At 69.8% G+C, this 24586-nt stretch carries 21 protein-coding genes and 1 tRNA gene; 18 read left to right on the top strand and 4 right to left on the bottom strand.

Annotated features, from left to right (window positions below; genetic code table 11):
- Nucleotide 1: 1 nt before the first annotated feature.
- The 6 genes from ACIGEP_RS14500 to ACIGEP_RS14475 are packed head-to-tail and all read left to right on the top strand — an operon-like array spanning nucleotide 2 to nucleotide 8132.
- Nucleotides 2-1471: an amino acid permease gene (locus ACIGEP_RS14500; RefSeq protein WP_396662334.1), complete on the top strand. Its 1470-nt coding sequence runs from the start codon at nucleotides 2-4 to the stop codon at nucleotides 1469-1471.
- The gene (locus tag ACIGEP_RS14495; RefSeq protein ID WP_396662333.1) at nucleotides 1471-2829 is read left to right on the top strand and encodes a flavin monoamine oxidase family protein; all 1359 of its coding nucleotides are present in this window, start codon (nucleotides 1471-1473) and stop codon (nucleotides 2827-2829) included. The genes ACIGEP_RS14500 and ACIGEP_RS14495 overlap by 1 nt, the downstream gene beginning before the upstream one ends.
- Nucleotides 2826-3710, top strand: coding sequence for a universal stress protein (locus ACIGEP_RS14490; RefSeq protein WP_396662332.1), 885 nt, complete (start codon nucleotides 2826-2828; stop codon nucleotides 3708-3710). Before ACIGEP_RS14495 ends, ACIGEP_RS14490 begins: the two co-directional genes overlap by 4 nt.
- 17 nt (nucleotides 3711-3727) lie before the next feature.
- Complete coding sequence (locus ACIGEP_RS14485; protein WP_396662331.1) at nucleotides 3728-5290, top strand: APC family permease; 1563 nt, start codon at nucleotides 3728-3730, stop codon at nucleotides 5288-5290.
- The gene (locus ACIGEP_RS14480) at nucleotides 5287-6747 is read left to right on the top strand and encodes an NAD-dependent succinate-semialdehyde dehydrogenase (protein WP_396662330.1); all 1461 of its coding nucleotides are present in this window, start codon (nucleotides 5287-5289) and stop codon (nucleotides 6745-6747) included. The genes ACIGEP_RS14485 and ACIGEP_RS14480 overlap by 4 nt, the downstream gene beginning before the upstream one ends.
- Before the next feature lie 20 nt (nucleotides 6748-6767).
- Nucleotides 6768-8132, top strand: a complete 1365-nt coding sequence (locus tag ACIGEP_RS14475) for an NAD-dependent succinate-semialdehyde dehydrogenase (protein ID WP_396662329.1) — start codon at nucleotides 6768-6770, stop codon at nucleotides 8130-8132.
- Between the two features lie 54 nt (nucleotides 8133-8186).
- Here the strand turns inward: ACIGEP_RS14475 and ACIGEP_RS14470 are convergent, their stop codons facing one another.
- Both ACIGEP_RS14470 and ACIGEP_RS14465 read right to left on the bottom strand, forming a co-directional pair.
- Nucleotides 8187-10979, bottom strand: a complete 2793-nt coding sequence (locus tag ACIGEP_RS14470; protein ID WP_396662328.1) for a hypothetical protein — start codon at nucleotides 10977-10979, stop codon at nucleotides 8187-8189.
- The gene (locus ACIGEP_RS14465) at nucleotides 10976-12796 is read right to left on the bottom strand and encodes an HSP90 family protein (protein WP_396662327.1); all 1821 of its coding nucleotides are present in this window, start codon (nucleotides 12794-12796) and stop codon (nucleotides 10976-10978) included. Before ACIGEP_RS14465 ends, ACIGEP_RS14470 begins: the two co-directional genes overlap by 4 nt.
- Before the next feature lie 222 nt (nucleotides 12797-13018).
- Here ACIGEP_RS14465 and ACIGEP_RS14460 point away from each other — a divergent pair.
- From ACIGEP_RS14460 to ACIGEP_RS14420, 9 genes are all read left to right on the top strand, one after another.
- Nucleotides 13019-13091: transfer RNA gene (locus ACIGEP_RS14460), tRNA-Trp, on the top strand.
- 44 nt (nucleotides 13092-13135) lie between these two features.
- Nucleotides 13136-13402, top strand: a complete 267-nt coding sequence (gene secE, locus ACIGEP_RS14455) for a preprotein translocase subunit SecE (RefSeq protein ID WP_064002978.1) — start codon at nucleotides 13136-13138, stop codon at nucleotides 13400-13402.
- Nucleotides 13403-13510: 108 nt separating this feature from the next.
- Nucleotides 13511-14515, top strand: coding sequence for a transcription termination/antitermination protein NusG (nusG, locus tag ACIGEP_RS14450; RefSeq protein WP_396662326.1), 1005 nt, complete (start codon nucleotides 13511-13513; stop codon nucleotides 14513-14515).
- A gap of 198 nt (nucleotides 14516-14713) precedes the next feature.
- Complete coding sequence (gene rplK / locus ACIGEP_RS14445) at nucleotides 14714-15145, top strand: 50S ribosomal protein L11 (RefSeq protein ID WP_396662325.1); 432 nt, start codon at nucleotides 14714-14716, stop codon at nucleotides 15143-15145.
- 13 nt (nucleotides 15146-15158) lie between these two features.
- Entirely contained in the window at nucleotides 15159-15848 is a 690-nt protein-coding gene (gene rplA, locus ACIGEP_RS14440) for a 50S ribosomal protein L1 (RefSeq protein WP_396662324.1), read from the top strand.
- 75 nt (nucleotides 15849-15923) lie between these two features.
- On the top strand, nucleotides 15924-16961 hold the full coding sequence (locus ACIGEP_RS14435) for an NAD(P)H-dependent flavin oxidoreductase (protein WP_396662615.1): 1038 nt from the start codon (nucleotides 15924-15926) through the stop codon (nucleotides 16959-16961).
- A gap of 109 nt (nucleotides 16962-17070) precedes the next feature.
- Nucleotides 17071-17865 (top strand): amino acid ABC transporter substrate-binding protein, encoded by a 795-nt coding sequence (locus tag ACIGEP_RS14430; RefSeq protein ID WP_396662323.1) that lies wholly within the window; start codon nucleotides 17071-17073, stop codon nucleotides 17863-17865.
- Nucleotides 17866-17986: 121 nt separating this feature from the next.
- Nucleotides 17987-18610, top strand: a complete 624-nt coding sequence (locus ACIGEP_RS14425; RefSeq protein ID WP_396662614.1) for an amino acid ABC transporter permease — start codon at nucleotides 17987-17989, stop codon at nucleotides 18608-18610.
- On the top strand, nucleotides 18597-19382 hold the full coding sequence (locus tag ACIGEP_RS14420) for an amino acid ABC transporter ATP-binding protein (RefSeq protein WP_396662322.1): 786 nt from the start codon (nucleotides 18597-18599) through the stop codon (nucleotides 19380-19382). The genes ACIGEP_RS14425 and ACIGEP_RS14420 overlap by 14 nt, the downstream gene beginning before the upstream one ends.
- 4 nt (nucleotides 19383-19386) lie before the next feature.
- Here the strand turns inward: ACIGEP_RS14420 and ACIGEP_RS14415 are convergent, their stop codons facing one another.
- Together ACIGEP_RS14415 and ACIGEP_RS14410 are read right to left on the bottom strand one after the other, a co-directional pair.
- Nucleotides 19387-19665: an acylphosphatase gene (locus ACIGEP_RS14415; RefSeq protein WP_396662321.1), complete on the bottom strand. Its 279-nt coding sequence runs from the start codon at nucleotides 19663-19665 to the stop codon at nucleotides 19387-19389.
- Nucleotides 19665-20696: an NADP-dependent oxidoreductase gene (locus ACIGEP_RS14410; RefSeq protein ID WP_396662320.1), complete on the bottom strand. Its 1032-nt coding sequence runs from the start codon at nucleotides 20694-20696 to the stop codon at nucleotides 19665-19667. The genes ACIGEP_RS14415 and ACIGEP_RS14410 overlap by 1 nt, the downstream gene beginning before the upstream one ends.
- A gap of 257 nt (nucleotides 20697-20953) precedes the next feature.
- Between ACIGEP_RS14410 and ACIGEP_RS14405 the strand changes: the two genes are divergently transcribed.
- The 3 genes from ACIGEP_RS14405 to ACIGEP_RS14395 are packed head-to-tail and all read left to right on the top strand — an operon-like array spanning nucleotide 20954 to nucleotide 24586.
- Nucleotides 20954-22606, top strand: a complete 1653-nt coding sequence (locus ACIGEP_RS14405) for an ABC transporter substrate-binding protein (RefSeq protein ID WP_396662319.1) — start codon at nucleotides 20954-20956, stop codon at nucleotides 22604-22606.
- Entirely contained in the window at nucleotides 22603-23679 is a 1077-nt protein-coding gene (locus tag ACIGEP_RS14400) for an ABC transporter permease (RefSeq protein ID WP_396662318.1), read from the top strand. The genes ACIGEP_RS14405 and ACIGEP_RS14400 overlap by 4 nt, the downstream gene beginning before the upstream one ends.
- Before the next feature lies 1 nt (nucleotide 23680).
- A complete protein-coding gene (locus tag ACIGEP_RS14395; protein ID WP_396662317.1) occupies nucleotides 23681-24586 on the top strand; it encodes an ABC transporter permease in 906 nt (301 codons plus the stop codon).

Below are 24586 nucleotides of genomic sequence, written 5' to 3'. Positions count from 1 at the left end.
TATGGCGGGGTCCGACAACTGGTCGCAGCCGGTCTCGCCCGAGACCTCGGCCGGGCTCGGCGCGGTCACGCAGGCACGCTCCAACAAGCTGCGCTCGCGTCACGTGACGATGATCACCCTCGGCGGGATCATCGGGGCGAGCCTGTTCGTCGGATCCGGCAACGTCATCCGCGAGGTCGGGCCTGCGGCGATCGTGTCGTACCTCATCGGTGGGCTGCTCGTCTTCTTCGCGATGCGGATGCTGGGCGAGATGGCGGCATCCCGCCCTGCCATCGGGTCGTTCATGGAGTACGCCCGCGTGGGCCTCGGCGACTGGGCGGCCTACCTCGTCGGGTGGTTGTACTGGTACTTCTGGGTCGGCGTGCTCGCCTACGAGGCGGTGCTCGGCGGTGAGACGCTGCACACCTGGCTCCCCGCCCTGCCGTCGTGGGCGTGGTCGCTCATCCTCATCGCGATCTTCGTGGGCACGAACGTCATCTCGGTGCGCACCTTCGGCGAGGTCGAGTTCTGGCTCGCCAGCATCAAGGTGCTCGCCATCGTCGTGTTCCTCGGCGCCGGCATCCTCTTCGCCCTCGGGCTCTGGCCGGATGCGACGTTCGCGGTGCCGAACCTCTGGGAGCACGGCGGGTTCGCCCCCAACGGCATCGGCGTCGCCTTCACCGGCGTCGCGCTCGTGATCTTCTCGTACTTCGGCACCGAGATCGCCGTCATGGCCTCGGCCGAGTCAGTCGACCCGGCGAGGGGCATCCGGCAGGCGACGAGCACGATCATCTGGCGCATCCTGCTCTTCTTCGTGGGGTCCGTCCTCGTCATCGTGACGGTCGTCCCGTGGGACGAGCTGCCGGTCCCGACCGACGTGGCGAACGCACCGTTCACGATCGCGCTGTCGCGCTTCGGCATCCCGTTCGCCGACGTGATCATGCAGCTGGTGATCTTCACTGCGGTCATCTCGGTGCTCAACTCCGGCCTGTACTCGGCGTCTCGCATGTTCGCCGCGCTCGCCGACAAGGGGTTCGCCCCGAAGGTCGTCGCCCGCCGCTCGCGCACCGGTGTGCCGGTCTTCGCGCTCTTCGCCTCGACGATCGGCGGGCTCATCGCGACGCTCGTGAACTTCGTCGCTCCGAGCTCGGGCATCTTCGACTTCATCATGAACTCGGCGGGCCTCGTCGCCCTCTTCGTCTACGTCTTCATCGCCCTCACGCAGATGCGGCTGCGGCAGAAGATGACGCCCGACGAGGTCGCCGCGCTCAAGCTCAAGGTGTGGCTGCACCCGTGGCTGAACATCCTCCTCATCGCGGCGATCGCGGCGGTGGTGGCCATCATGCTGACCTCCGAGTCCGGTCGTGCGCAGGTGTGGACGAGCCTCATCGCCACCGCCGTGCTGCTCCTGTTCTGGCCGCTCGTGCGGCGCAACCTCCGTCGCCGACCCGACCACGCGTCGACGACCGCCTCGCTGACGAAGGAGTCGTAATGAACGAGATCACCCGTGACGTCGTGATCGTGGGTGCCGGTGCCGCCGGCCTCACCGCCGCGAACGAACTGCGCAAGGCCGGCCTCTCCGTCGCCGTGCTCGAGGCGCGCGAGCGCGTCGGCGGGCGACTGTGGACCGACGTCGTCGACGGCGCCATGCTCGAGCTCGGCGGCCAATGGGTCTCGCCCGACCAGGACGCCCTCATCGACACGGTCGCCGAGCTCGGGCTCGACACCTTCAGCCGCTACCGCGAAGGCGACAGCGTGTACGTCGGCCCCGACGGCACCGTGTCGCGCTTCACGGGCGAGATGTTCCCCGTGAGCCCCGAGACCGAGCGGACGATCGACGAGATCACCCGACGGCTCGACGCGATGGTCGCCGAGATCGACCCGGACCGCCCGTACGCGCACCCGAAGGCCGCCGAGTGGGACACGATCACCTGGGACGCCTGGCTGCGCCAGCAGACCGACGACGACGAGGCGGTGCGCAACCTCGCCTTCGCGACCGGCTCCGCCATGCTGACGAAGCCGACCCACGCGTTCTCGCTGCTGCAGTCGCTGCTCATGGCCGCGAGCGCCGGCAGCTACTCGCACCTCGTCGACGCGGACTTCATCCTCGACAAGCGCGTCGTCGGCGGCCTGCAGCAGGTGCCCGTCCTCCTCGCCGAACGGCTCGGCGATGACGTCTTCCTGAACCGCCCGGTGCGCACCCTGGAGTGGTCGGATGCCGGGGTCACGGCGCACGCCGACGGGCTGACCGTCCGCGCCCGCAGCGCGATCCTGGCGCTCGCGCCGGTGCTGTACAACCGGATCTCCTTCGTCCCGCCGATGCCGCGCCTGCAGCACCAGATGCACCAGCACATCTCGATGGGGTTCGTCATCAAGGTGCACGCCGTCTACGAGACGCCGTTCTGGCGCGACAAGGGACTCTCGGGCACGGCGTTCAGCCCCTACGAGATCTGCCACGAGGCGTACGACAACACCAACCACGAGGACCCGCGCGGAACCCTCGTCGGCTTCGTGTCGGACCGCAACGCCGACGACATGTTCCGCCTGAGCGCGGAGGAGCGCAAGGAACGGATCCTCGAGTCGCTGTCTCACTACTACGGTCCCGAGGCCAAGGAGCCGGTCGTCTACTACGAGAGCGACTGGGGCACCGAGGAGTGGACCCGCGGCGCCTACGCGGCGAGCTTCGACCTGGGCGGACTGCACCGCTACGGCGCCGACGTGCGCACCCCCGTCGGCCCCATCCACTTCGCCTGCAGCGACATCGCCGGCGCCGGCTACCAGCACGTCGACGGGGCGATCCGCATGGGCCGCCTCGCCGCCCGGAACATCCTCGCGGACGGCCGGGCATGACCGGCCGCATCGTCGTCGGCTACACGGCGACGAAGGCGGGTCGCGACGCGGTGGCGGTCGCGGGCGGACTGGCCGCGGCATCCGGTGCGGAGCTGGACATCGTGCTCGTCCTGCCCGGCGAAGGGCGCAGCGTCATCACCCCGCCCGACGCGTCGTACGACCGCTACCTGCTCGGCCAGGCCGAGACGTGGCTCGCCGAGGCCGCCGGTGGTGTGCCGGCGGGCGTCGCGCACCACGAGCACGCCCGGTACGCCGAGTCGTTCGCCGAAGGGCTCGTCGAGGCCGCCGACGAGTTCGGCGCGTCGCACCTGGTGGTGGGAGCGGCCGACGGGGGAGCCCGCGGGCGCCATCGCCTCGGCTCGACCACGAGCCAGCTCCTTCACTCGTCCGACGTGCCCGTGGTCCTCGTCCCGCGCGGGGCCCGCAAGCGGGTGACGGATGCCGGTGTACCGCGACTCACCGTCGCCGTCGGCACGCGGGCCGGAGCCGACGTCCTCCTCGAAGAGGCGATCGCACTCGCGTCGGCGACCGGAGCGTCGCTCCGGCTCGTCTCGCTCGTGACGGTCGACCTGCCGGCATCCGTCGACACGGGCGTCATCCGCCTCGCCGGCGCAGCCCACGCCGAGAAGGTGCTCGACGATGTGCTCGCCGCGATCCCGGAAGGGGTCCGCGCCGACATCGTGACCGCGAAGGGCGACAGCATCGAAGACGCCGTGTCGCACCTCGACTGGCTGCCGGGCGAATTGATCCTCGTCGGGTCGAGCCGCCTCGCGCAGCCGCGGCGACTGTTCCTGGGGTCGGTCGCAGCGAAGCTGCTGAGCGAGATCCCGGTGCCGATGGTCGTCGTGCCCCGCACCCGCACGCCCGAACAGTCCCGCTGATCCGAAGGAGCTCGACGATGAGCCAGCACGCACCCGAGAAGGCGCCCACCGGGGACGCGGGTCTCTCGAACAAGGGCCTCAGCGCCGGGACGGTCGGCCTCATCGGCGCCGTCGTCATCGGCATCTCCTGCATCGCCCCGGCCTACACCTTCACGGCGGCCGTCGGTCCGACCGCGTCGGTCGTCGGGTCGCAGATCCCCGCGATCATCCTCGTCGGGTTCATCCCGATGCTGCTGGTCGCGTTCGGCTACCGAGAACTGAACAACCGGATGCCGGACGCCGGCACGTCCTTCACGTGGGCCGCGCGGGCGTTCGGACCGTGGATCGGCTGGATGGCGGGGTGGGGTCTCGTCGTCGCGACGATCCTCGTGCTCTCCAACCTCGCCGGCGTCGCCGTGGAGTTCCTGTTCCTGCTCATCTCCCAGATCACCGGCAACGCGGCCATCGCCGACCTCGCCTTCGTCCTTCCCATCAACATCGGCGTGTGCCTGCTGTTCATGCTCGCGGCCACGTGGATCTCGTACCGCGACATGCAGACCACGCAGAAGCTGCAGTACGTGCTCGTCACGTTCCAGATCGCGGTCCTGGTCCTGTTCGCGGTCATGGCGATCGTGCAGGCGACCAGCGGGGGCGGCTTCGACCCGCAGCCGTTCGACATCGAGTGGTTCAACCCGTTCGCCGTGACCTCGTTCGGAGCGTTCGCGGCGGGGCTGTCGCTGTCGATCTTCATCTTCTGGGGATGGGACGTCACCCTCACGATGAACGAGGAGACGAAGGACCCCGAACGCACCCCCGGTCGCGCGGCCACCGTCACGGTCCTCACGATCGTCTCGCTGTACCTCCTGCTCGCGGTCGCGATGATCATGTTCGCCGGCGTCGGCACGGGGGAGCTGGGACTCGGCAACGAGGACATCCAGGCCAACGTGTTCTTCTTCCTCTCCGACCCGGTACTCGGCCCGCTCGCGTTCCTCGTCTCGCTCGCCGTGCTCACCAGCTCCGCATCCTCGCTGCAGTCGACCTTCGTCGGGCCGGCGCGCACGCTCCTCGCGATGGGGCACTACGGTGCACTGCCGCCCGCCTTCGCGAAGGTCAGCCCGCGGTTCTTCACGCCGGGCTACGCCACCGTGGTCTCGGCGATCGTGGCATCCGCCTTCTACGCCGTGATGCGCGTCGTCAGCGAGGACACGCTGTGGGACACGATCCTGACCCTCGGCATGATGATCTGCTTCTACTACGGCATCACGGCCTTCGCCTGCGTCTGGTACTTCCGCAAGCAATGGTTCGACTCGGTGCGGAACGTGTTCTTCACGTTCCTGTTCCCCCTGGTCGGCGGCCTCATCCTCGCCGTGCTGTTCGTGACCACGCTGGTCGACTCGATGGACCCCGCCTACGGGTCGGGGTCGCAGATCTTCGGCGTCGGGATCGTCTTCATCCTCGGCATGCTGATCATCGTCGTCGGCATCATCACCATGATCTGGCAGTCCGTCCGACGTCCGGCGTTCTTCCGCGGGCAGACGCTCGCGATCGACGCACCCCCGAGCGCGCGGAAGCTGCGCGCAGAAAGCGAGAACATCCGATGACCTCCCGCGAGTCCGAGCTCCTCTCCGCCGTCCCGAACCAGCTCTTCATCGGTGGCCGGTGGGTGGATGCCGAGGAGGGCAGAACGCTCGACGTGTTCGACCCGTCCACGGGCGAGGTCATCCGCCGCATCGCGGACGCCTCGCCGGCCGACGGCATCCGCGCCCTCGACGCCGCCGTCGCCGCGCAGGAGGCGTGGGCGGCGACCGCGCCGCGCGAGCGCAGCGAGATCCTGCGTCGCGCTTTCGACCTCGTCCAGTCGCGCGAAGAGGACCTGGCCCTGCTCATGACCCTCGAGATGGGCAAGCCCCTCGCCGAGTCGCGCGGCGAGGTCGCCTACGGCGGCGAGTTCCTCCGCTGGTTCAGCGAGGAGGCCGTGCGGATCACGGGACGCTACGGCACGAATCCCGAGGGCACGGGCCGGATGGTCGTCTCGCAGCGGCCGGTCGGACCGTCGTTCTTCATCACGCCGTGGAACTTCCCCCTCGCGATGGCGACCCGCAAGATCGCCCCCGCGCTCGCGGCGGGCTGCACCGTCGTCGTCAAGCCCGCGGAGCTCACCCCCCTCACGACTCTCTTCTTCGCGCAGCTGCTGGCCGAGGCGGGGGTTCCGGACGGCGTCGTGAACGTCATCACGACGTCGTCGTCGAGCGCGGTGTCGGGACCGATCATCGCCGACCCGCGCCTGCGGAAGCTGTCGTTCACGGGCTCCACCCCCGTGGGGCAGAAGCTCATCGCACAGGCGGCCGAGGGGGTGCTCCGCGTCTCGATGGAACTCGGCGGCAACGCCCCGTTCGTCGTGTTCGAGGATGCGGACCTCGACAAGGCCGTCGACGGCGCGATGCTCGCGAAATTCCGCAACATCGGCCAGGCATGCACGGCGGCCAACCGCTTCATCGTGCATGAGTCGGTCGCTGCCGAGTTCTCCCGCCGCGTCGCCGAGCGCGTGAGCGACATGACCATCGGGCGCGGCACCGAGGACGGCGTGCAGATCGGACCGCTCATCGACGACCGCGCCGTCGCGAAGGCGACCGAGCTCGTCGGCGACGCCGTCGAGCGCGGCGCCCGCATCCTCGCCGGCGGCAACGCCCTCGAAGGACCGGGCACGTTCTACGAGCCGACCGTCGTCGAGGGCGTCGTCCCCGGCAGTGCGATCCTGCGCGAGGAGATCTTCGGGCCGGTGCTCGCCATCAGCACCTTCTCGGACGAGGACGAGGCCGTGCGCCTCGCCAACGACACCGAGTACGGCCTGGTGTCCTACGTCTTCACGCAGGACCTCGCTCGCGGCCACCGGATGATCGATCGGCTCGAGACCGGCATGATGGGGCTGAACGTCGGCGTCGTCTCGAACGCCGCCGCCCCGTTCGGCGGGGTCAAGCAGTCCGGCATGGGTCGCGAAGGCGGCCTCGAAGGCATCCACGAATACCTGAACGTGAAGTACACCCTGATCCCCGCCTGAGCGGGACGAAGAGGAGCATCATGAGTGATTACGCCGTCATCGACCCCGCCACGGGGCAGACCCACGCCACCTACCCGACCGCGACGGCTGACGAGGTCGAGAGCGCCCTCGCCCGCGCCGACGAGACCGCCCGAGGGTGGGGGCGCACCTCCACACCGGCCGAGCGCGCAGGCCTCCTGCGCCGCGTCGCCGAGCTGCACCGCGAGCGCCGCGAGGATCTCGCGGGGATCATCGTCCGCGAAATGGGCAAGCAGATCGACGGGGCGCTCGGCGAGGTCGACTTCGCCGCCGACATCACCGAGTTCTACGCCGACCACATCGACGAGATCACCGCCGACTCCCCGGTCCCGATCGACGGCGACGGCACCGCCGTCATCCGCAAAGCGCCCCTGGGTGTGCTGCTGGGTGTCATGCCGTGGAACTTCCCGTACTACCAGGTCGCCCGCTTCGCGGCGCCGAACCTGGCGCTCGGCAACACGATCCTCCTGAAGCACGCGCCGCAATGCCCCGAGTCGGCCGCCGCGATCGAGGCGATGTACCGCGACGCGGGGTTCCCGGAAGGCGCGTACACGAACGTCTACCTGACGAACGAGCAGGCCGCCGACGTGATCGCGGACCCGCGTCTGCAGGGCGCTTCGGTGACCGGCTCGGAGCGTGCCGGTGCCGCCGTCGCCGAGGTCGCCGGACGCAACCTCAAGAAGGTCGCGCTGGAGCTCGGTGGGTCGGACCCGTTCATCCTGCTCTCGACGGACGACGTCGACGCCGTCGCGCAGGCGGCGGTCGACGCCCGCCTGGACAACACCGGGCAGTCGTGCAACGCCGCCAAGCGCTTCATCGTCGTCGACGACCTCTACGACGCGTTCGTCGAGGCGTTCACGGCCAAGATGTCGGCGGCGAGCGTCGGCGACCCGTGGAGCTCGGACACCGTCCTCGGCCCGCTCTCGTCGGTCGCCGCCGCCGAGCGTCTCGAGAAGCAGATCCAGGATGCCGCGGCCCAGGGCGCGACGATCGTCACCGGCGGCACGCGCGACGGCGCGTTCTTCGCGCCGACCGTGCTCACCGGCGTGACGCCCGAGATGGACGTCTACCGCGAGGAGCTGTTCGGCCCGGCCGGTGTCGTCTACCGTGTCGCCGACGAGGACGAGGCCGTCCGCCTCGCCAACGACACCCCCTTCGGACTGGGGTCGTACGTCTACACGACCGACCCCGAGCAGGCGAAGCGCGTCGCCGACAAGATCGAGGCCGGCATGGTCTACGTCAACCTCGTCCTCGCCGACGAGCCGGGCCTGCCCTTCGGCGGCATCAAGCGCAGCGGAACCGGCCGCGAGATGGGTCTGCTTGCTGCGGACGAGTTCGTCAACAAGAAGCTCATCCGCGTCGGCTGAAGGTGCGACGAGGGGGCGGTGTCCGATCGGATGCCGCCCCCTCGTCGTGTCTTGTCAGACCGAGACCGTCGCGCGGACCTCGGCCGCCTCGGCGTGGCGGCCCAGGCTCTCGTAGACGTCGCCGAGTTCGAGCGCCGCCTGCTGACGGAGGGGCTCATTCTCACCGGCGTGGTCGAGGGCCGAGCGGTACACCGCGACCGCGTCGACGGGTCGCTCCGCGCCGACGAGCAGCCGCGCCGCCAGCAGCTCCGAGCCGGCGCCGGAGGGCGTGTCACCGGCCTCGGCGAACGCGTCCGCGGCCTGCAAGGCGATCGCGACCGCCTCGTCGGTCTCGCCGCGCGAGGCGGCCAGCCGCGCGCGGGTGTCGAGCACATCGGCGACGTACCAGTGCGCATCGTTCGCGCGGCCGAGGGCGAGCGCCTCGTCGACGGCGGCGACGGCGTCCTCGTCCCCGCGCTGCATCTTGGCCTGAGCGAGCAGGTGGAGAGCCTCGGCGAGCAGTCCCACCTGCTCCTCGCGGCCCCGGATCAGTCCGATCGCGGTGTCGAACGCGAGCACGGCGTCGTCGAACTCGCCGAAGTTGCCGAGGTGCCGTCCCTGCTGCACGAGCGCGTGCGCCTGCCCCTCGGCTTCACCGGCCTCCTCGTGCAGGTCGGCGGCGAATCCCCAGGCGCCGACGGCGCCTACGAAGTCGCCCGCGCCTTCGTAGGCGCGGGCGAGCAGCCCCACGGTGATCGCCCGCGACCCCGCCGGGACCTCGGCGGCGGTCTCCTCCTGCAGCACCTCGTGGAGTGCATCCGTCGCCTCCTGCGGCAGGTCCGCGGCGATGAGTGCCCGTCCGAGCCGGTAGCGCGCGTCGGCGGTCGGTGCGCCGGCGGACTCGAACCGTTCGGCTGCGGACCGGTAACGTCCGGCGGCGAGGGACGCGGCCCCGGCATCCTCGTGCAGCGCCCCCGCGAGCAGGAACGCCTCACCGACGCGCAGGTCGTCGGCGCCGAGCGACAGTAGCAGCCTCACCGTCTCGTCCGCGTCCTCGGCGCCCGCCTCAAACTCCTCGGCGACCCCGTGCAGGCGGGCCCTCGACGCGAGCGCGCGCGCACGGCGGCCGTCGCTCAGGGGTGCAGCCAGCAGTTCGGCGGCGAGTGCTCGCGCGTCGTCGAACTGCGCAGCGGATGCCGCGGCATCCACTTCGAGCAGCTGCACGCCCTGTTGCCGGGTCGTGTCTCCGGCCTCGGCGAACAGGCGGGCGGCCGTGCGTGCGTCCTCGCGGGCCTCGGCGAACTCGCCCTCGTACATCCGCGCCACGGCGAGCGTTTGGAGCAGATCGGCCCGCACCTCGGGGGGCGCGTCCTGTGCCGCGGCGACCTCCGTCTGCAGGAGAACGCCCGCCCCGGTGAGGTCCTTGCCGAACAGGAGCAGACCGAGTCGCTCCTCGAGCTCTGCCTGCGAGGTGCGACCCGCCTCGCGCAGCGCGGCGATCCGCTGCGGGAGGAACGCCTCCGCCTCGTCGATCCGGTCGGCGGCGACGAGGCCGCCCAGCAGGTGCGACGACAGTCTCACGCGTTCGTCCGGTCCGGCATCGGGCAGCAGTTCCCGGAGCGGGTCGATGCCGGCGACGGAGCCCGCGTGGGCGAGCGAGACGGCCCGGGCGAGACGCTGCTCCCGCGTGACGGCGGGGCTGGGGACCGCGACGGACGAGAAGTCGTGCGTGCGGATGGGCACGTCGTAGCGCTCGGCTCCGGTCTCGCGCAGACGCCGGAGGTTGCGCGTGTGCGCGTCGGTGCCGTTGCGGCGATCGAATGCCGCGGCGATCGACTCCGCTGCCGCCCATGCCGCGGCGGCCAGCTCGTCGACACGCCACGGTCCCTCGTGCGCGCCGAACACCGGCACGAGCGGCTCCGCATCGGAGCCGCGCACCGCGAGGTCCGGGTGGCCGGCCGCGGCGACGGCGTCGAGGGCGAGCGCGAACGCGCCCAGCGCGGCACCGTGCGCATCGGCGTTGAGGCCGTCGTGGACGAGCCAGGGGAGGTGCCGTTCGACGAGAGCGAGCGCGCGGGCCTCGTTGCCCGTCACGGCGCAGAACACGACGTTCTTCGCGACGATGGCGAGGTTGTCGGGGTTGTCCTTCGCGAGGCGGTAGCTGCGCAGGTGGGCGGTGCGGGCGTCGTCGAGCATGCCGGCGCGCAGGTAGGGGAGGAGGATGCGGGAGAGCGCGTGCTCGGGCTCCTCGCCGCACGAGAAGCCGTTCTCGATCATCTCGCCCACGAGCCGGATGGCGTCGTGCTCGCGGCCCGTCTCGATGAAGAACCCGGCGAACTGACTGCGCACGCATGCGTCGCAGTGGCTGTAGTCGTCACGGGGCGTCGCCTCGAGCGTGCGCTGCAGGTCGGTGGCCTCGTCCAGGCGTCCCGCGGCCCAGGCATCCTCGAAGCGCGCCATCAGCACCCCGCTGGGGCCGACGCCGGCGCGGTCGTAATGCGCCTCCATGTCGTCGAGCACGGCGGCGATCTGCTCGGGGGCGAACTCCGGCGATCCGCCGAGGGCGCTCGCCATCCATTTGTACTGCCAGAGCAGGTCCCCGGCCGGCTCCACCGTCGCGGGGAAGCGCTCCGGGTCGGCGTCGTGCTGGGCGAGGCACCACGCGAACGAGGTCAGCATGAGGTCGGTGTCGCCGCTCATGTTGGCGCTCGAGGTCTGCCGCAGACGCGCCTCGTACTCCAGTCGCTCGTCGCCGCTCTCCTGAGCGAGGGCGACCGCCTGCGCCACGAGGGCCTGCTCCTGCGGACCCCAGGGGGTGTTGTCGATCTCGTCGAAGAGGGATCGGATGCGGGTGGCGTAGCCGGTCATGGGGCTCCTTCGGTCGCGGGCGGGGTGTCGGCATCGATCGCGCGGTCGACGAGTTCGGACAGCGCCGTCGACATGAGGATGCGGTCGTCGGGTCCCAGGGGATGATGTCCCGCGAGCAGCGACTGCACGTAGAGCAGCTGCACACTCAGGTCGAAGACCCGGCCCGACGCGGTCGAGGCGAGTCTGCGGATCATCGGGTTGGTCCAGTTCAGACACAGTCGCGTCGCCGGTTCGGCGGCGCCCCGGCCGGCCGAGACGACGCTCGCGGCGCGGTCCAGCACGCCGCCCCACAGCGCCCCGCCGGCACTCCGGGCACGCCCACGGTCGAGGGCGCGGAGCACCTCGAGGTCGGCGACGAACAGTCCCGGCAGATCCGCCCGTTCGAAGCTCCGGACGGCGACGTCGACGTCGGTCAGCGCGCCCCGCGCGCGCTCCTCCAGACCGGTCGCGGCCGCGCGGTCGTCGAGCGGGGGCAGGTCGAGCCGGTCGATCTCGCCGACGACGTCCGCGCGCTCGACCTCAATACCGGGGAACAGTTCGGGGATGCGACGGACCAGATCGGCGTCGTACAGATATCCGCCGTTGACGAGGACACCGCCGGACGCGGTCATGCTCGCCACCTGGCGGAACTCGTCGACGGTCTCGGCGTAGCGGACGAGCGGGAACCGGCGCGCGACCTCCTCGATGCGCAACCGGCCGGCGGTCGTCTCGACCGAGAGCCAGCGCACGATGAAGCGGGCGAGCTCGTCATCGTGCCGGACGAGGGACTTGAGGGCGACCTCGTGGATCGACACGAACTGCGAGAGTCGGAGCGGATCCTGCAGGGCCAGCTCGAGGATCCAGCGACGGATCGCCTCGCCGATCTCCTGCCGCGTCTGCTCCAGCGCGTCGTCATCCACGAGGGACTCGCGGCTCGCCGTCGGGTGCAGGGCCCCCGAGTCGACGACGGCCCGCGCGAAGAACGCCCAGGCGGGCAGCAGGTCGTCGGCCCGCTCGGTCAGCAGCATCCGGCGCAGGTAGACGCGCGTGCTCTGACGGGCCCCTGGGGGAGGGGCGAAGGGCAGGACGAACGCCGCGCCGCGCGTCTGCGTGGCCGGCACGTGGAGCGGGATGACATCGAGGGGCTCCGATCCGATGAGGTCACGGCCGTAGGCGAGCCGACCTTCGAGGTCGCCGTCGAGGAAGGGCGCGCTCTCGGTCACGGTGGTCTCGCCGCCGCCCGGCAGATCGACGACGACGACGTGCGGCAGGTACCGCCCGAACGTCTCGGCGAGCTCGAGCACCGTGCTCGTTTCGAGGAGGGAGCGCGTGTCCGGCCGAGGGGTCAGGTGGACGCTCGTCCCCACCGGGATGTCGCCGGCGTACGCAGCGACCGTGAAGGTGCCGTCGGCGTGTCCGGTCCACTCCACGGCCGCACCGCCCGCGGCACTGCGCGAGCGGATGACGATGGTGTCGCACACCATGAAGCACGACAGCATCCCGATCCCGAACTGACCGAGGAAGTCGCCGCGCGGCAGGTCGAAGATGTCGCGCTTCGAGCTGCGCCCCACCGTCGCGAGCAGGTCGGCGACCTCGGTCTCGGTGAGCCCGATGCCGTCGTCGCGCAGGACGAACTCGGCCGACGCGTCGCTCGCAGGGGTGATCCGGATGCGGCCTCCGCCGCCGTCGAGCGCGCGTCGGGCCGCGATCGCATCCACGGCGTTCTGCAGGAGCTCGCGCAGGAAGACGCGCGGGCTCGAGTAGATGTGGCGGCTGAGCAGGTCGATGACCCCCCGGAGGTCGACCTGGAACTGATGGGCGGCGGAACTGTCGGTCACCGGGCTCCTCGAGATCGTTGATCGTCCGTGCGCCGGACCCCCTCCGGTGCTGCCGCGACGGGACGGCCGAACCAGCCTAGCCACGCGGTGCGGCGCCCGTGGGGGAGTGCCCGCGTTCGCCAGCCCCCGGGGCATGCCGTATGCTGGTGTGCGCAGTTGTCTGCATTCTTTTGCCGTGCCCATGGGTCGGAGAGGGTGCGGATCCCCGGGTCGAAAGACCTTAGGGCGGTAGCTCAATTGGCAGAGCAGCGGTCTCCAAAACCGCAGGTTGCAGGTTCGATTCCTGTCCGCCCTGCGCGTCAGCGTCAGCTGACTCGAACCGAGCAACAGGTGGGTTGAATGGTCCAGGATGAGCCGAACGGCGAGGTCGTCGCTGCCAGCAGCGGCGCCACCCGTGAGAAGAAGCTCAACTTCTTCCAGCGGATCGCCCTCTTCATCCGCCAGGTGATCGCCGAACTCCGCAAGGTCGTCACGCCGACCCGACAGGAGCTCGTCAAGTTCACGCTCGTGGTCCTGGGATTCGTCGTCGTCGTGATGGCGATCGTGTACGGGCTCGACCTGCTCTTCACCTGGGTCACGGACATCGTCTTCGACGTGCCGAGCTGACGAACGGACGACCACCCGCCGCGGTGACGGACGGCATCCCGGAGCACCGGAACAGCCCGCCGCGCCGCCGCCGAACATCGAAGCCGAACCTGCAGGGAAGTGAATGACGTGACCGAAAGATATGTCGACGACGCCGACTGGTCGACCGCCGCGGAGCAGTCCAGCGAGGACGACGAGGCCCAGGAGGGCAACGTCCTGGCCGACCAGGAGCGTTCCGCCGAGTCCGCCGAGCACGCCGCGCTGCACATCGAGGACGACGAACCCGCTGATGACGAGCCGACCGGAGAGGATGCCGTCGTGATCGAAGACCCCGAGGCCGACCGCATCGTCAACGACGCGCTCGAGATCGACCAGGCCGACGAGGCCGAGGCCGCTGCCGAGGTGCTCACCGAGTCGCTCGCCGACGAGGAGGCCGAGCGCGCCGCCGCCGCGGCCGACGAGGTAGCCCCGTACGACGGTCCCGAGCTCGGCGACGACGAGGACGAGACCCCCGAGGACCCGTACGAGGCGTTCCGTCAGGAGCTGCGCTCGCTCGAGGGCAAGTGGTACGTCATCCACTCCTACGCCGGTTTCGAGCGCAAGGTGAAGGCCAACATCGAGCAGCGCAAGTCCACGCTCGAGGTCGAGGACGACATCTACCAGGTCGAGGTCCCGATGGAGGACGTCGTCGAGATCAAGAACGGCCAGCGCAAGATGGTCAACCGCGTGCGGATCCCGGGCTACGTGCTGGTCCGCATGGAGCTCAACGAGGACACCTGGTCGGTCGTGCGCCACACGCCCGGCGTCACCGGCTTCGTCGGCAATGCCCACAACCCGACGCCGCTGCGTTTCGAAGAGGCCTTCAACATGCTGAAGCCTCTCGTCGAGGCCAAGGAGGTCGCCCCCGCGAAGGCCGGAGCCGCCAAGGGTTCCGCCACGCAGGCGCGTTCGGTGGTCACCGAGGTCGACTTCGAGATCGGCGAGACCATCACGATCAAGGAGGGCTCGTTCGCGGGCCTGCCCGGGTCGATCTCCGAGATCAAGCCCGAAAGCGGCAAGCTCACGGTCCTCGTCTCGCTCTTCGAGCGCGAGACCCCGGTCGAGCTCAGCTTCGATCAGGTCACGAAGCAGTAAAGACCGCAGCGCAGTAAGACGCATCGCGCGAAGGCCCCGCTCCGGCGGGGCCTTCGTCGTTGTGCCGACGGATGCCGGATGCGGTAGACTCATGTGGTTTGTGCGCCGTTTCGTCGTGCGCGCGAACACCACCACGACCCGGAACCGCCGGGACCGTGGGAGAACGGGGCATCTGTCCCGCTCGTGAAAGGAAGAGGAATGGCACCGAAGAAGAAGGTGACCGGCCTGATCAAGCTTCAGATCAACGCCGGTGCCGCCAACCCGGCGCCGCCGATCGGCCCCGCGCTCGGTCAGCATGGCGTCAACATCATGGAGTTCTGCAAGGCGTACAACGCCGCGACCGAGTCGCAGCGCGGCAACGTCATCCCCGTCGAGATCACCGTCTACGAGGACCGCAGCTTCACCTTCGTCCTGAAGACCCCGCCCGCCGCGGAGCTCATCAAGAAGGCCGCCGGCGTCGCGAAGGGTTCGAAGACCCCGCACACCGTCAAGGTCGCGAAGCTGACCAAGGACCAGGTCCGTCAGATCGCCGAGACCAAGATGCCCGACCTGAACGCGAACGACATCGAGGCCGCCTCGCTGATCATCGCCGGCACCGCCCGCTCCATGGGCATCACGGTCGAGAGCTGAGGGGAACAGAACAATGGCTAAGTCCAAGGCTTACGAAGCAGCAGCGGCGAAGATCGACCGCTCCACGTTCTACTCCTCCGAGCAGGCTGTCGCCCTCGCCAAGGAGACCGGCTCCGCGAAGTTCGACTCGACCGTCGAGGTCGCGCTGAAGCTCGCCGTCGACCCGCGCAAGGCGGACCAGATGGTCCGCGGCACGGTCATCCTGCCCCACGGCACCGGCAAGACCGCCCGCGTCATCGTGTTCGCGACCGGTCCCGCTGCCGAGGCGGCCATCGCCGCGGGTGCCGACGAGGTCGGTGGCGCCGAGCTCATCGAGAAGGTCGCCGGTGGCTACACCGCGTTCGACTCGGCGGTCTCCACCCCCGAGCTCATGGGCCAGGTCGGTCGTCTCGGTAAGGTCCTCGGACCCCGCGGCCTCATGCCGAACCCGAAGACCGGTACCGTGACCCCCAACCCGGCCAAGGCCGTCGAGGAGATCAAGGGCGGAAAGATCGAGTTCCGCGTCGACAAGCACGCCAACGTCCACTTCGTGGTCGGCAAGGCGTCGTTCACGGCCGAGCAGCTCAACGAGAACTTCACCGCCGCTCTCGAAGAGATCGTGCGTCTGAAGCCCTCGAGCGCGAAGGGCCGTTACATCCAGAAGGGCGCCGTCTCGACCACGTTCGGTCCCGGCATCCCGCTGGACGTCAACGCCCTCGTCTGAGGTCTCTGACAGCAAGGGGCTCCACCTCCGGGTGGGGCCCCTTCGTCGTCCGCGGGTTGGTAGCGTCGAGGCGTGATCGGTGATCTGCGGACTCTCCTCGGTATCGACGTTCCGATCGTTCTCGGCCCGTTCGGAGGGCTGTCGTCGGTCGCGCTTACGGCGAGCATCAGCGAGTCCGGGGGTCTCGGCTCCTTCGGTCTCTACGGCTACTCCGGCGATCGCATCCGCGAGACCGCCGCCGCGCTGCGCGCCGCGACCTCCCGTCCCTTCGCGCTCAACCTGTGGCTCCCCACGGGGGATGAGGTCACACCGGACGACGTCGACCTGACCGCTGCGCGGGCGGCCGCCGCCCCGCTGTTCGAGGCCGCAGGTGTCGCCGAACCCGCGCTGCCGGCCGCCTTCGTCCCACCCTGGGCGGAGCAGCTGGAGGCGGTGTGGGATGCCGCGCCCGCTGTCCTGAGCGTGGTGTTCGGCGTACCCGCGCCCGAGGTCGTGGCCGGAGCGCATCGACGCGGCATCCGCGTCGTGGGCACCGGGACGTCCGTCGCCGAGGCGGTGGCACTCGCGGACGGCGGTGTAGACGCCGTCGTGGCGAGCGGTGCCGAGGCAGCCGGGCACCGGGTGAGCTTCCTGCGGCGCGCGGAGGACTCACTCGTGGGAACCTTCGCGCTCGTGCCGCAGGTGGTCGACGCCGTCGATGTCCCCGTCATCGCGGCCGGCGGTGTCGCGGATCGCAGAGGTGTCGCCGCTGCCCTCGCGCTCGGAGCCGCCGGCGTGCAGGTGGGGACCGCCTTCCTGCGCACGCGGCAGTCCGCGGCGTCGGACGCGCACCGCGCAGCGCTCGCGGCGGCGGTCGACACCGACACCGTGCTCACCCGTGCGATGAGCGGTCGGCTGGCCCGCGGCATCCCGAATCGCGCGGTCCGTACGATCGAGCAGAGTGGGGCGATCGCGCCGTTCCCCGCGCAGAACTGGTTGACGGGTGCCTTCCGCTCCGCCGCACCGCACGACGGCGACCTGGTGTCGTTGTGGGCCGGGCAGGCTGCCCGGTTGTCGCGGCAGGACGACGCCGCTGCGGTGTTCGCGGAGTTGGCGGCGGGGCTGGCGCGCTGACACAGTCCGTCACCCGGGGAAGATCTCACGGCTGTGCGTGTTGTACTGAAGGGTCGCGCCGGCCACCGCTGCTGCGCGACCGCATCCCACCCCCTCACCAAGGAGATCCATGTCCCGTCGTACCGCTGCCCTCGGAGCCCTCGCCCTCAGCACCGTCCTGGCGCTGACCGCCTGCTCCACGAACTCGGGGCAACCGGCCGCCGGCGGCGAGGACCTCGGTCTCGCGAAGGCGGGCACGCTGACGGTCGCGACCGAGGGCACATACCGGCCCTTCACCTACCACGACGAGACCGGCAAGCTCGTCGGCTACGACGTCGAGATCATCGAGGCGGTCGCCGAGAAGCTCGACCTCGAGGTCGAGTTCCAGGAGACCCAGTGGGACGGCATCTTCGCCGGTCTCGACGCGGGCCGGGTCGACGTCATCGCCAATCAGGTCTCGATCAATCCCGAGCGCGAGGAGAAGTACCTCTTCAGCGAGCCGTACACGGTGTCGCCGAGCGTCGTCGTGGTGCAGGAGGACGACGACTCGATCTCGAGCTTCGCGGATCTGAAGGGCAAGAAGACCGCGCAGTCGCTCACGAGCAACTTCTTCCAGCTCGCCGAGGAGGCCGGTGCCGACGTCACCCCCATCGAAGGATGGGCCCAGGCCGTCGAGCTGCTGCGTCAGGGTCGCGTCGACGCGACCGTCAACGACAAGCTGACGTTCCTCGACTACGAGAAGACCAACGGCCCGACGGGTCTGAAGATCGCGGCAGAGACCGACCCCGCACAGAGCGCGGTCGTCGCCACGAAGGACAAGACGGCCCTGATCGAGAAGATCGACGACGCGCTCGACGAGCTGCGCGAAGATGGAACCCTCGCGAAGATCAGCGAGACCTACTTCGGAGCCGACGTCACCGAGTGATTCCGGCCCCGACGGGCTCGGCGCGGCGCTGTGAGGCGCACGTCGGGCCCGTCGCCCGTTCTGCGAAAGGATGCCGGTGGACGCCGATACATGGCAGCTGGTCCTGAGCTCGTTCTGGCCGATGCTCGTGGCCGGGGTGACGGTGACGATCCCCCTCGCGCTCGTCTCGTTCGTGGTCGGTCTCGTCCTGGCGATCGCCGCGGCATTGATGCGGATCTCGGGCAACCGGGTGCTGTCGGGGCTCGCCCGGTTCTACATCTCGGTCATCCGAGGCACACCGCTGCTCGTGCAGATCTTCGTGGTCTACTACGGGCTTCCGCAGATCGACATCCGCCTCGAGGCGTGGCCGGCCGCGGTGATCGCGCTCTCGCTCAACGTGGGCGGGTACGCGGCCGAGGTCATCCGCGCCGCGATCCTCTCGGTCCCGAAGGGGCAGTGGGAGGCCGCGTTCACGGTCGGGCTGCCGCGGGCGACGGCGCTCCGGCGCATCATCTTGCCGCAGGCGGCACGCGTCTCGGTGCCGCCCCTGTCGAACACGTTCATCTCCCTCGTGAAGGACACCTCGCTCGTCGCCCAGATCACAGTCGCCGAGCTGTTCCTCGCCGCGCAACGCATCGCCGCGTTCAGCTCGGAGTTCCTGGTCGTCTACATCGAGGCCGCCGTCATCTACTGGCTCTTCTGCCTCGTCCTCTCCTTCGGTCAGGACCGCATCGAACGGAGGCTCGACCGCCGTGTCGCACACTGACGCACCCCTGCTCGCCGTCGCCGGGCTCCGCAAGTCCTTCGGCGACAACGTCGTCCTGGACGGCGTCGACTTCGCCGTGAGCCGCGGCGAGGTCGTCTGCCTCATCGGCCCCAGCGGGTCCGGTAAGACCACGGTGCTCCGCTGCCTGAACGGTCTCGAAGCCCCCGACGCCGGCGTCGTGACCTTCTCCGACGGCCAGACGCACGACTTCGCCGCCCCGCTGAAGGGTGCGGCGGCGAGACAGCAGCGCGCCGCCTTGCGCGACCGCTCCGCGATGGTCTTCCAGCACCACAACCTCTTCCCGCACCTGACGGTCCTCGAGAACGTGATCGAGGGGCCGGTGCACGCGCGGGGGATCGCGAAGCAGACAGCCGTCGCCGACGCGGAGCGGCTGCTGGCCCGCGTCGGACTCGCCGAGAAGCGCGATGCCTATCCGCACGAGCTGTCCGGAGGTCAGCAGCAGCGCGTCGGCATCGTGCGGGCGCTCGCCCTCGCGCCGGACGTGCTGCTGTTCGACGAGCCGACCAGCGCTCTCGATCCCGAGCTGGTGGGCGAGGTGCTGCTCGTGTTGAAGGAGCTCGCCGAGGAGGGGTGGACGATGGTCATCGTCACCCACGAGCTCGGCTTCGCGCGGCAGGTCGCCGACGAGGTCGTCTTCTTCGACGCGGGCGTCATCGTCGAACGGGGCCACCCGCGCGACCTCTTCACGGCGCCGCAGAACGAGCGCACTCGGCGCTTCCTCGACCGGATCCTGCGACCGCTCGAGGACTGAGGCGTCAGGCGTCGCGGCGGATCTCGAAACCCGATTCGTCCTCGAGCGGGGTGATCTCGGTCAGCACGACATCGTCGACGACGCCGCCGCGAGGTCCCTTCGCCGCCCAGTCGACGAGGGTTTCGACGGCGGCCGCGTCGCCCTGCACCTCGGCCTCGACCGTGCCGTTCGACAGGTTGCGCACCCACCCCGTCGCCCCGGCCGCACGTGCGGTGTGCTGCATCGCGAACCGGAACCCGACGCCCTGGACGATGCCTCGGACGACGAGGCGGATGCGGCGCATCAGGCGTCCGCCACGCTGAGGACCACCTTGCCCCGCGTGTGCCCGCGCTCGAGCTCACGGTGCGCCTGTGCCGCCTCGGCGAGGTCGAAGACCCGGTCGATGTAGACCTGGATGGCACCCGAGTCGAGGAGGCGTCCGAGAGTCGAGAGCACGGAACCGTCGGGGATCGTCTTGTAGGACGTGGCTCGCACGCCGGCCGCAGCGGCGGCATCCGCGTATCCGTCCCACGCCCCCGTCGGCACCATGGCGTAGAGACCGCCGGGTCGCAGGACGGTCAGGGACCGTGTGCCGGTGTCGCCGTGGACGTTGCCGACGAGGTCGATGACGACGTCGACCTCGCCGACGACCTCTTCGAAGCGGGTGGTCGTGTAGTCGATGGCGACGGATGCCCCGAGTTCGCGCAGCCAGCCGAGGTTGCGCTCCGAGCCGGTCGCCGTCACGTGCGCGCCGAAGTACGCCGCGAGCTGCACGGCGAAGTGGCCCACACCCCCCGCGCCGGCGTGGATGAGGACGCGCTGGCCCTCGTGCGCGTGGGCCGTCTCGACGACGAGACCCCAGGCGGTCAGGGCGGCGACGGGGACGCCGGCGGCCTCGACGTGGGAGAGCGAGGTCGGTTTGCGCGCCACCGACAACGAGGGCACCACGACGTACTCGGCGTAGCTCCCGCCCGAGCGGGGGAACGGCGCCATGCCGAAGACGGGGTCGCCCGGCTGGAGCGGGTGCGCCTCGAACGGGCTGGCCACGACGACACCGCTGAAGTCGAACCCGAGCGGCGTCGCGGGGTCGGCGATCAGAGCGTGGAGGCCGCGGCCGGCTCGGGTCTTGGCGTCGATCGGGTTGACACCCGCGGCGACGACACGCACGAGCAGCTCGCTGAGCGCGGGGCGGGGCACGGGGACCTCGGCGACGCGGAGGACCTCGGCGTCGCCCGGAGCGTCGTAGACCACTCCACGCATCGCCGGGGGAGGGGCGGTCACCTCGACGACCTCGCTCGCGGTGGGGGCTGCGGATCGCAGCGGCCGGAATCGCATCGGCTGCTCCTTCTCACCTGCGCTCGACGGCGAGCGCTGTAGGTGCTCGGTGGATGACCAGTCAATCGCGACATTGTCTCGACGGTGTTACGTCGGCATCACCGGAACGAGAAGCCCGGGCGGAGCGACCGGAGAAAGTGATCGTTGACATCTTCGCGCACCGTTCCTACTCTGGTGCGCATACGTAGAAGCACTTCTCCGCTACGTCGCGGATCCTTAGCTCATACGAATGCCCACCCCGTCGAAGGAGACAGGACATGCGCACACACAGACCTCTCGTCGTCGTCGCCGTCGCGGCATCCGCGGTACTGGCCGTCACCGGCTGCACCGCCGGGACGACGACCACCCAGACCGGCAGCACCCGGGCGAACACCATCATCTTCGGCAAGTCCGACGGCGGGACGACCTACGTCCGCAACTACAACGTGCTGGGGCCCGCGACCGAGAAGGCACCCAACGCGGAACTCATCTATGAGCCGCTCGCCCGCATCGACTACTCCAACGGCGCGGTGGTGGAACCGTGGCTGGCCGAGGAGATGACCTTCGATGCCGCCGGGACGACACTGACCATCGACATCCGCGACGACGTGACGTTCTCGGACGGCGAGCCGCTGACCGCCGACGACGTCGCCTATTCGCTGTCCCTCCCGCTCGACAAGCCGGAGCTCAACCTCGCGGGCGTCACCTACACGGGTGTCGACAAGGTGGACGACGACACCGTCGACGTGACGTTCGACAGCCCGTCGTTCGCCGCCCTCAACCAGTTCGCGTCGAGCTCGCTGCCCATGGTGCCCGAGCACATCTGGAAGGAGCAGGACCTCGCGACGTGGACGAACCCCGATCCCGTGGGGACGGGTCCCTTCACGCTCGACGCGTTCGCCGCGCAGCAGGTGACCCTCAAGGCGCGCGAGGACTACTGGGGCGGCACGCTCCCGATGGCCTACATGAAGATCCTCGCCACCAGCGGCGAGACGGTGAAGGCGCAGCTGCTCCGCGGCGACGTCGATTGGGCGCCCGCCGGCTGGCCCAACGCCGAGGAGGAGTTCGTCGCGAAGGACCCCGCGAAGAACCTCTACCAGCTCTACGCCACGGGTGGCGCCTACTCGATGATGTACAACACCGCACAGGCACCGTTCGACGACGTGGACCTGCGGCGCGCCTTCGCGCTGTCGATCCCGCGGTCGGACATCACGGCGACCTTGAACCGCCCCGGCACCGAGGCGGGCCCGACCGGGCTGGTCGACCAGATCTACAGCGACTGGATCGCACCCGAGTATCGCGGCGTCGTGCAGGAGGTCGACGCGGATGCCGCGACCGCGGCGCTGGCCGCCAGCGGGTACGAGGTGGTCGACGGCGCCCTCGTCAAGGACGGCAAGAGCTACACCCCGCGGATCTCGTTCAACCAGGACTTCGGATGGAACGCGTACGCGGACATCATGATCAACAGTTGGAAGAAGGTCCTCGGCGTGACGGTGGCACCGGCCGGTGCGCCGGGCGCGACGCTCTACGACCAGCAGAAGACGGGCGACTTCGACCTCACGATCGCCACCACCGGCGGTGCGGGTGTCTACGGCGTGTACGGCTTCCTCGACAGCAGGTACGTCGAGCCCCTCGGCACCGCCGCGGCGACGAACATCGGACGGTGGGACGACCCCGAGACCGACGCGATCCTGACGCAGATGACCGAGGCGTCGGACGAGGCGACGATGAAGGACCTCGGCATGCAGATGCAGCGGATCGTCGTCGACGAGGTGCCGTTCAGTCCGCTCTACAACTCGTACTGGTTCGTCGACGTGAATGCCACCAACTGGACGGGGTGGCCCACGCCGGACGACTTCGATGCCGTGCCGTTCCCGAGCCTCGGACCCGACACCATCCGGACCCTGCTGTCTCTGAAGCCGGCATCATGAGCCTCGCCCCCGGCGCGGTGACCTCCGCCACCGTGAGCGTGGCGCAGGCCACCGCGAAGAAGAAGTCGCCGAAGGGGCGCGGATCGTTCCTGCTGAAGCGTCTCGGGTTCTACCTGGCGGCGGCGTGGGCGGCGATCACGCTGAACTTCGTCATCCCGCGTCTCATGCCCGGTGACCCGTCGGCGGCGATCATCGACCAGCTCGAGCGGGTGAGCGGTCAGGCGCTCGCGCCGGCGACGCTCCAGTCGATCCAGGGTCTGTTCGGCAATCCGCAGGAGAACCTGTTTGAGCAGTACCTCGGCTACCTCGGGCAGCTGGCAAGGTTCGACCTCGGCGTCTCGATCGTGAACTTCCCGGTACCGGTGTCCGACCTCGTGGCGGCGGGCCTCCCGTGGACGCTGCTGCTGGTCGGGACGACCACCATCGCCGCCTTCGTCATCGGCACCGCGCTCGGCGTGGCGGCCGGGTGGCGTGCCGGCTCGCGGTTCGACACGATCGTCACCCCGCTCGTGACCTTCGTGTCATCGGTGCCCTACTTCTGGATCGCGCTCCTCGCGGTGTGGTTCTTCGGGTTCATCCTCGGATGGTTCCCCCTCGGTGGCGGCTACGACCCGAACCTCCCGGTGGGCGTGAACATCCCGTTCCTCCTCAGCACGCTGCAGTACGGCGCGCTCCCGGCGGCGACGATCGTCTTCTCCGCCTTCGGCGGCTGGATGCTCGGCATGCGCAACATGACGGTGACGACCGTCGGCGAGGACTACGTCCTGCTCGCGCAGGCCAAGGGGCTCTCGCCCGCACGGGTGCGGTGGCGCTACGCCGCCCGCAACGCGATGCTGCCGCAGTTCACGGGTTTCGCCATGGCCCTCGGCGGTGTCGTCGGTGGTGCCCTGCTCACCGAGATCGTGTTCAGCTACCCCGGCATCGGATACCTGCTGTTCTCGGCCCTGCAGAAGCGCGACTACCCGGTCATGCAGGGGGTCTTCCTCCTCGTGACGCTCGCGGTGCTGCTGGCGAACCTCATCGCCGATTCCGTCTACGCGACCCTCGATCCGCGGGTGCGGGAGGGGTCCTGAGATGAGATACCGGCTCTTCGGCAACGGCAAGGTCACCTTCGGGGTGATCGTGCTCTCCTTCTTCGTGATCCTGGCCGTCTTCGGGGGCGCCCTCCTCGACCTCGCCGGCCTCGACGCCCGCGCGAACGACATCGCCGCGATCGCCCAGCCCCCCAGCGCCGAGCACCTCCTCGGCACCACCCAGTTCGGGCAGGACGTGCTCGCTCAGGTGGTCGAGGGCGCGCGCGGCTCGATGTTCGTCGGTTTCCTCTCGGCGGCCATCGGCACGTTCCTCGCGATCGTCGTCGGTGTCCCCTCGGGGTACTTCCGCGGGGCGGCGGGTCAGTCGCTGAACTTCCTCACCAACCTCTTCCTCGTCATGCCGGTGCTGCCGCTCATCTTCGTCGTGGCCGGGTACCTGCAGGGCACGGGTCTCGTGATGATCGCCGTCATCATCGGCGTGTTCGGATGGGCGGGCGGTGCCCGCACCCTGCGAGCGCAGGCGATGAGCGTGTCGAGCCGCGATTTCGTGCAGGCCATGCGGATGCTGGGCGAGTCCCACACGCGGCTCATCTTCACCGAGGTCCTGCCGCATCTGTACGGGTGGATCGCGTCGATGTTCCTCGGCGGTCTCATCGGTGGCGTCATGGCCGAGGCGGGCCTCGCCTTCCTCGGTGTCTCCGACTCGTCCGCCGTCAGCTGGGGCACCATGATCCAGGCCGCCCAGCAGCAGAGCGCCGTCCTGCGTGGTCTGTGGTGGTGGCTCGTCCCGCCCGGGCTCTGCATCGCCCTCGTCGGCACGGCCGCGGCGCTCATCAACTTCGGCGTCGACGAGCTCGCCAACCCCAAGCTGCGCTCCGCCTCGCGGACCGTCGCCAAGCGCACCGCCCGCGTGCGCCGTGCCGCCCTCGTGAGCGAAGGAGTCTGA

The organism is Microbacterium sp. NPDC077663 (genome assembly GCF_044542795.1).
GTDB lineage: Bacteria > Actinomycetota > Actinomycetes > Actinomycetales > Microbacteriaceae > Microbacterium.
This window is presented reverse-complemented; position numbering and strand designations above follow the sequence as displayed.

What these genes read in the sequence shown, in the direction of transcription:
- ACIGEP_RS14500 (WP_396662334.1), top strand. Translation starts at nt 2, where the DNA reads ATGGCGGGGTCCGACAACTGGTCGCAGCCGGTCTCGCCCGAGACCTCG.
- ACIGEP_RS14495 (WP_396662333.1), top strand. Translation starts at nt 1,471, where the DNA reads ATGAACGAGATCACCCGTGACGTCGTGATCGTGGGTGCCGGTGCCGCC.
- ACIGEP_RS14490 (WP_396662332.1), top strand. Translation starts at nt 2,826, where the DNA reads ATGACCGGCCGCATCGTCGTCGGCTACACGGCGACGAAGGCGGGTCGC.
- ACIGEP_RS14485 (WP_396662331.1), top strand. Translation starts at nt 3,728, where the DNA reads ATGAGCCAGCACGCACCCGAGAAGGCGCCCACCGGGGACGCGGGTCTC.
- ACIGEP_RS14480 (WP_396662330.1), top strand. Translation starts at nt 5,287, where the DNA reads ATGACCTCCCGCGAGTCCGAGCTCCTCTCCGCCGTCCCGAACCAGCTC.
- ACIGEP_RS14475 (WP_396662329.1), top strand. Translation starts at nt 6,768, where the DNA reads ATGAGTGATTACGCCGTCATCGACCCCGCCACGGGGCAGACCCACGCC.
- ACIGEP_RS14470 (WP_396662328.1), bottom strand. Translation starts at nt 10,979, where the DNA reads ATGACCGGCTACGCCACCCGCATCCGATCCCTCTTCGACGAGATCGAC.
- secE (WP_064002978.1), top strand. Translation starts at nt 13,136, where the DNA reads ATGGTCCAGGATGAGCCGAACGGCGAGGTCGTCGCTGCCAGCAGCGGC.
- rplK (WP_396662325.1), top strand. Translation starts at nt 14,714, where the DNA reads ATGGCACCGAAGAAGAAGGTGACCGGCCTGATCAAGCTTCAGATCAAC.
- rplA (WP_396662324.1), top strand. Translation starts at nt 15,159, where the DNA reads ATGGCTAAGTCCAAGGCTTACGAAGCAGCAGCGGCGAAGATCGACCGC.
- ACIGEP_RS14430 (WP_396662323.1), top strand. Translation starts at nt 17,071, where the DNA reads ATGTCCCGTCGTACCGCTGCCCTCGGAGCCCTCGCCCTCAGCACCGTC.
- ACIGEP_RS14425 (WP_396662614.1), top strand. Translation starts at nt 17,987, where the DNA reads ATGCTCGTGGCCGGGGTGACGGTGACGATCCCCCTCGCGCTCGTCTCG.
- ACIGEP_RS14415 (WP_396662321.1), bottom strand. Translation starts at nt 19,665, where the DNA reads ATGCGCCGCATCCGCCTCGTCGTCCGAGGCATCGTCCAGGGCGTCGGG.
- ACIGEP_RS14410 (WP_396662320.1), bottom strand. Translation starts at nt 20,696, where the DNA reads ATGCGATTCCGGCCGCTGCGATCCGCAGCCCCCACCGCGAGCGAGGTC.
- ACIGEP_RS14405 (WP_396662319.1), top strand. Translation starts at nt 20,954, where the DNA reads ATGCGCACACACAGACCTCTCGTCGTCGTCGCCGTCGCGGCATCCGCG.
- ACIGEP_RS14400 (WP_396662318.1), top strand. Translation starts at nt 22,603, where the DNA reads ATGAGCCTCGCCCCCGGCGCGGTGACCTCCGCCACCGTGAGCGTGGCG.
- ACIGEP_RS14395 (WP_396662317.1), top strand. Translation starts at nt 23,681, where the DNA reads ATGAGATACCGGCTCTTCGGCAACGGCAAGGTCACCTTCGGGGTGATC.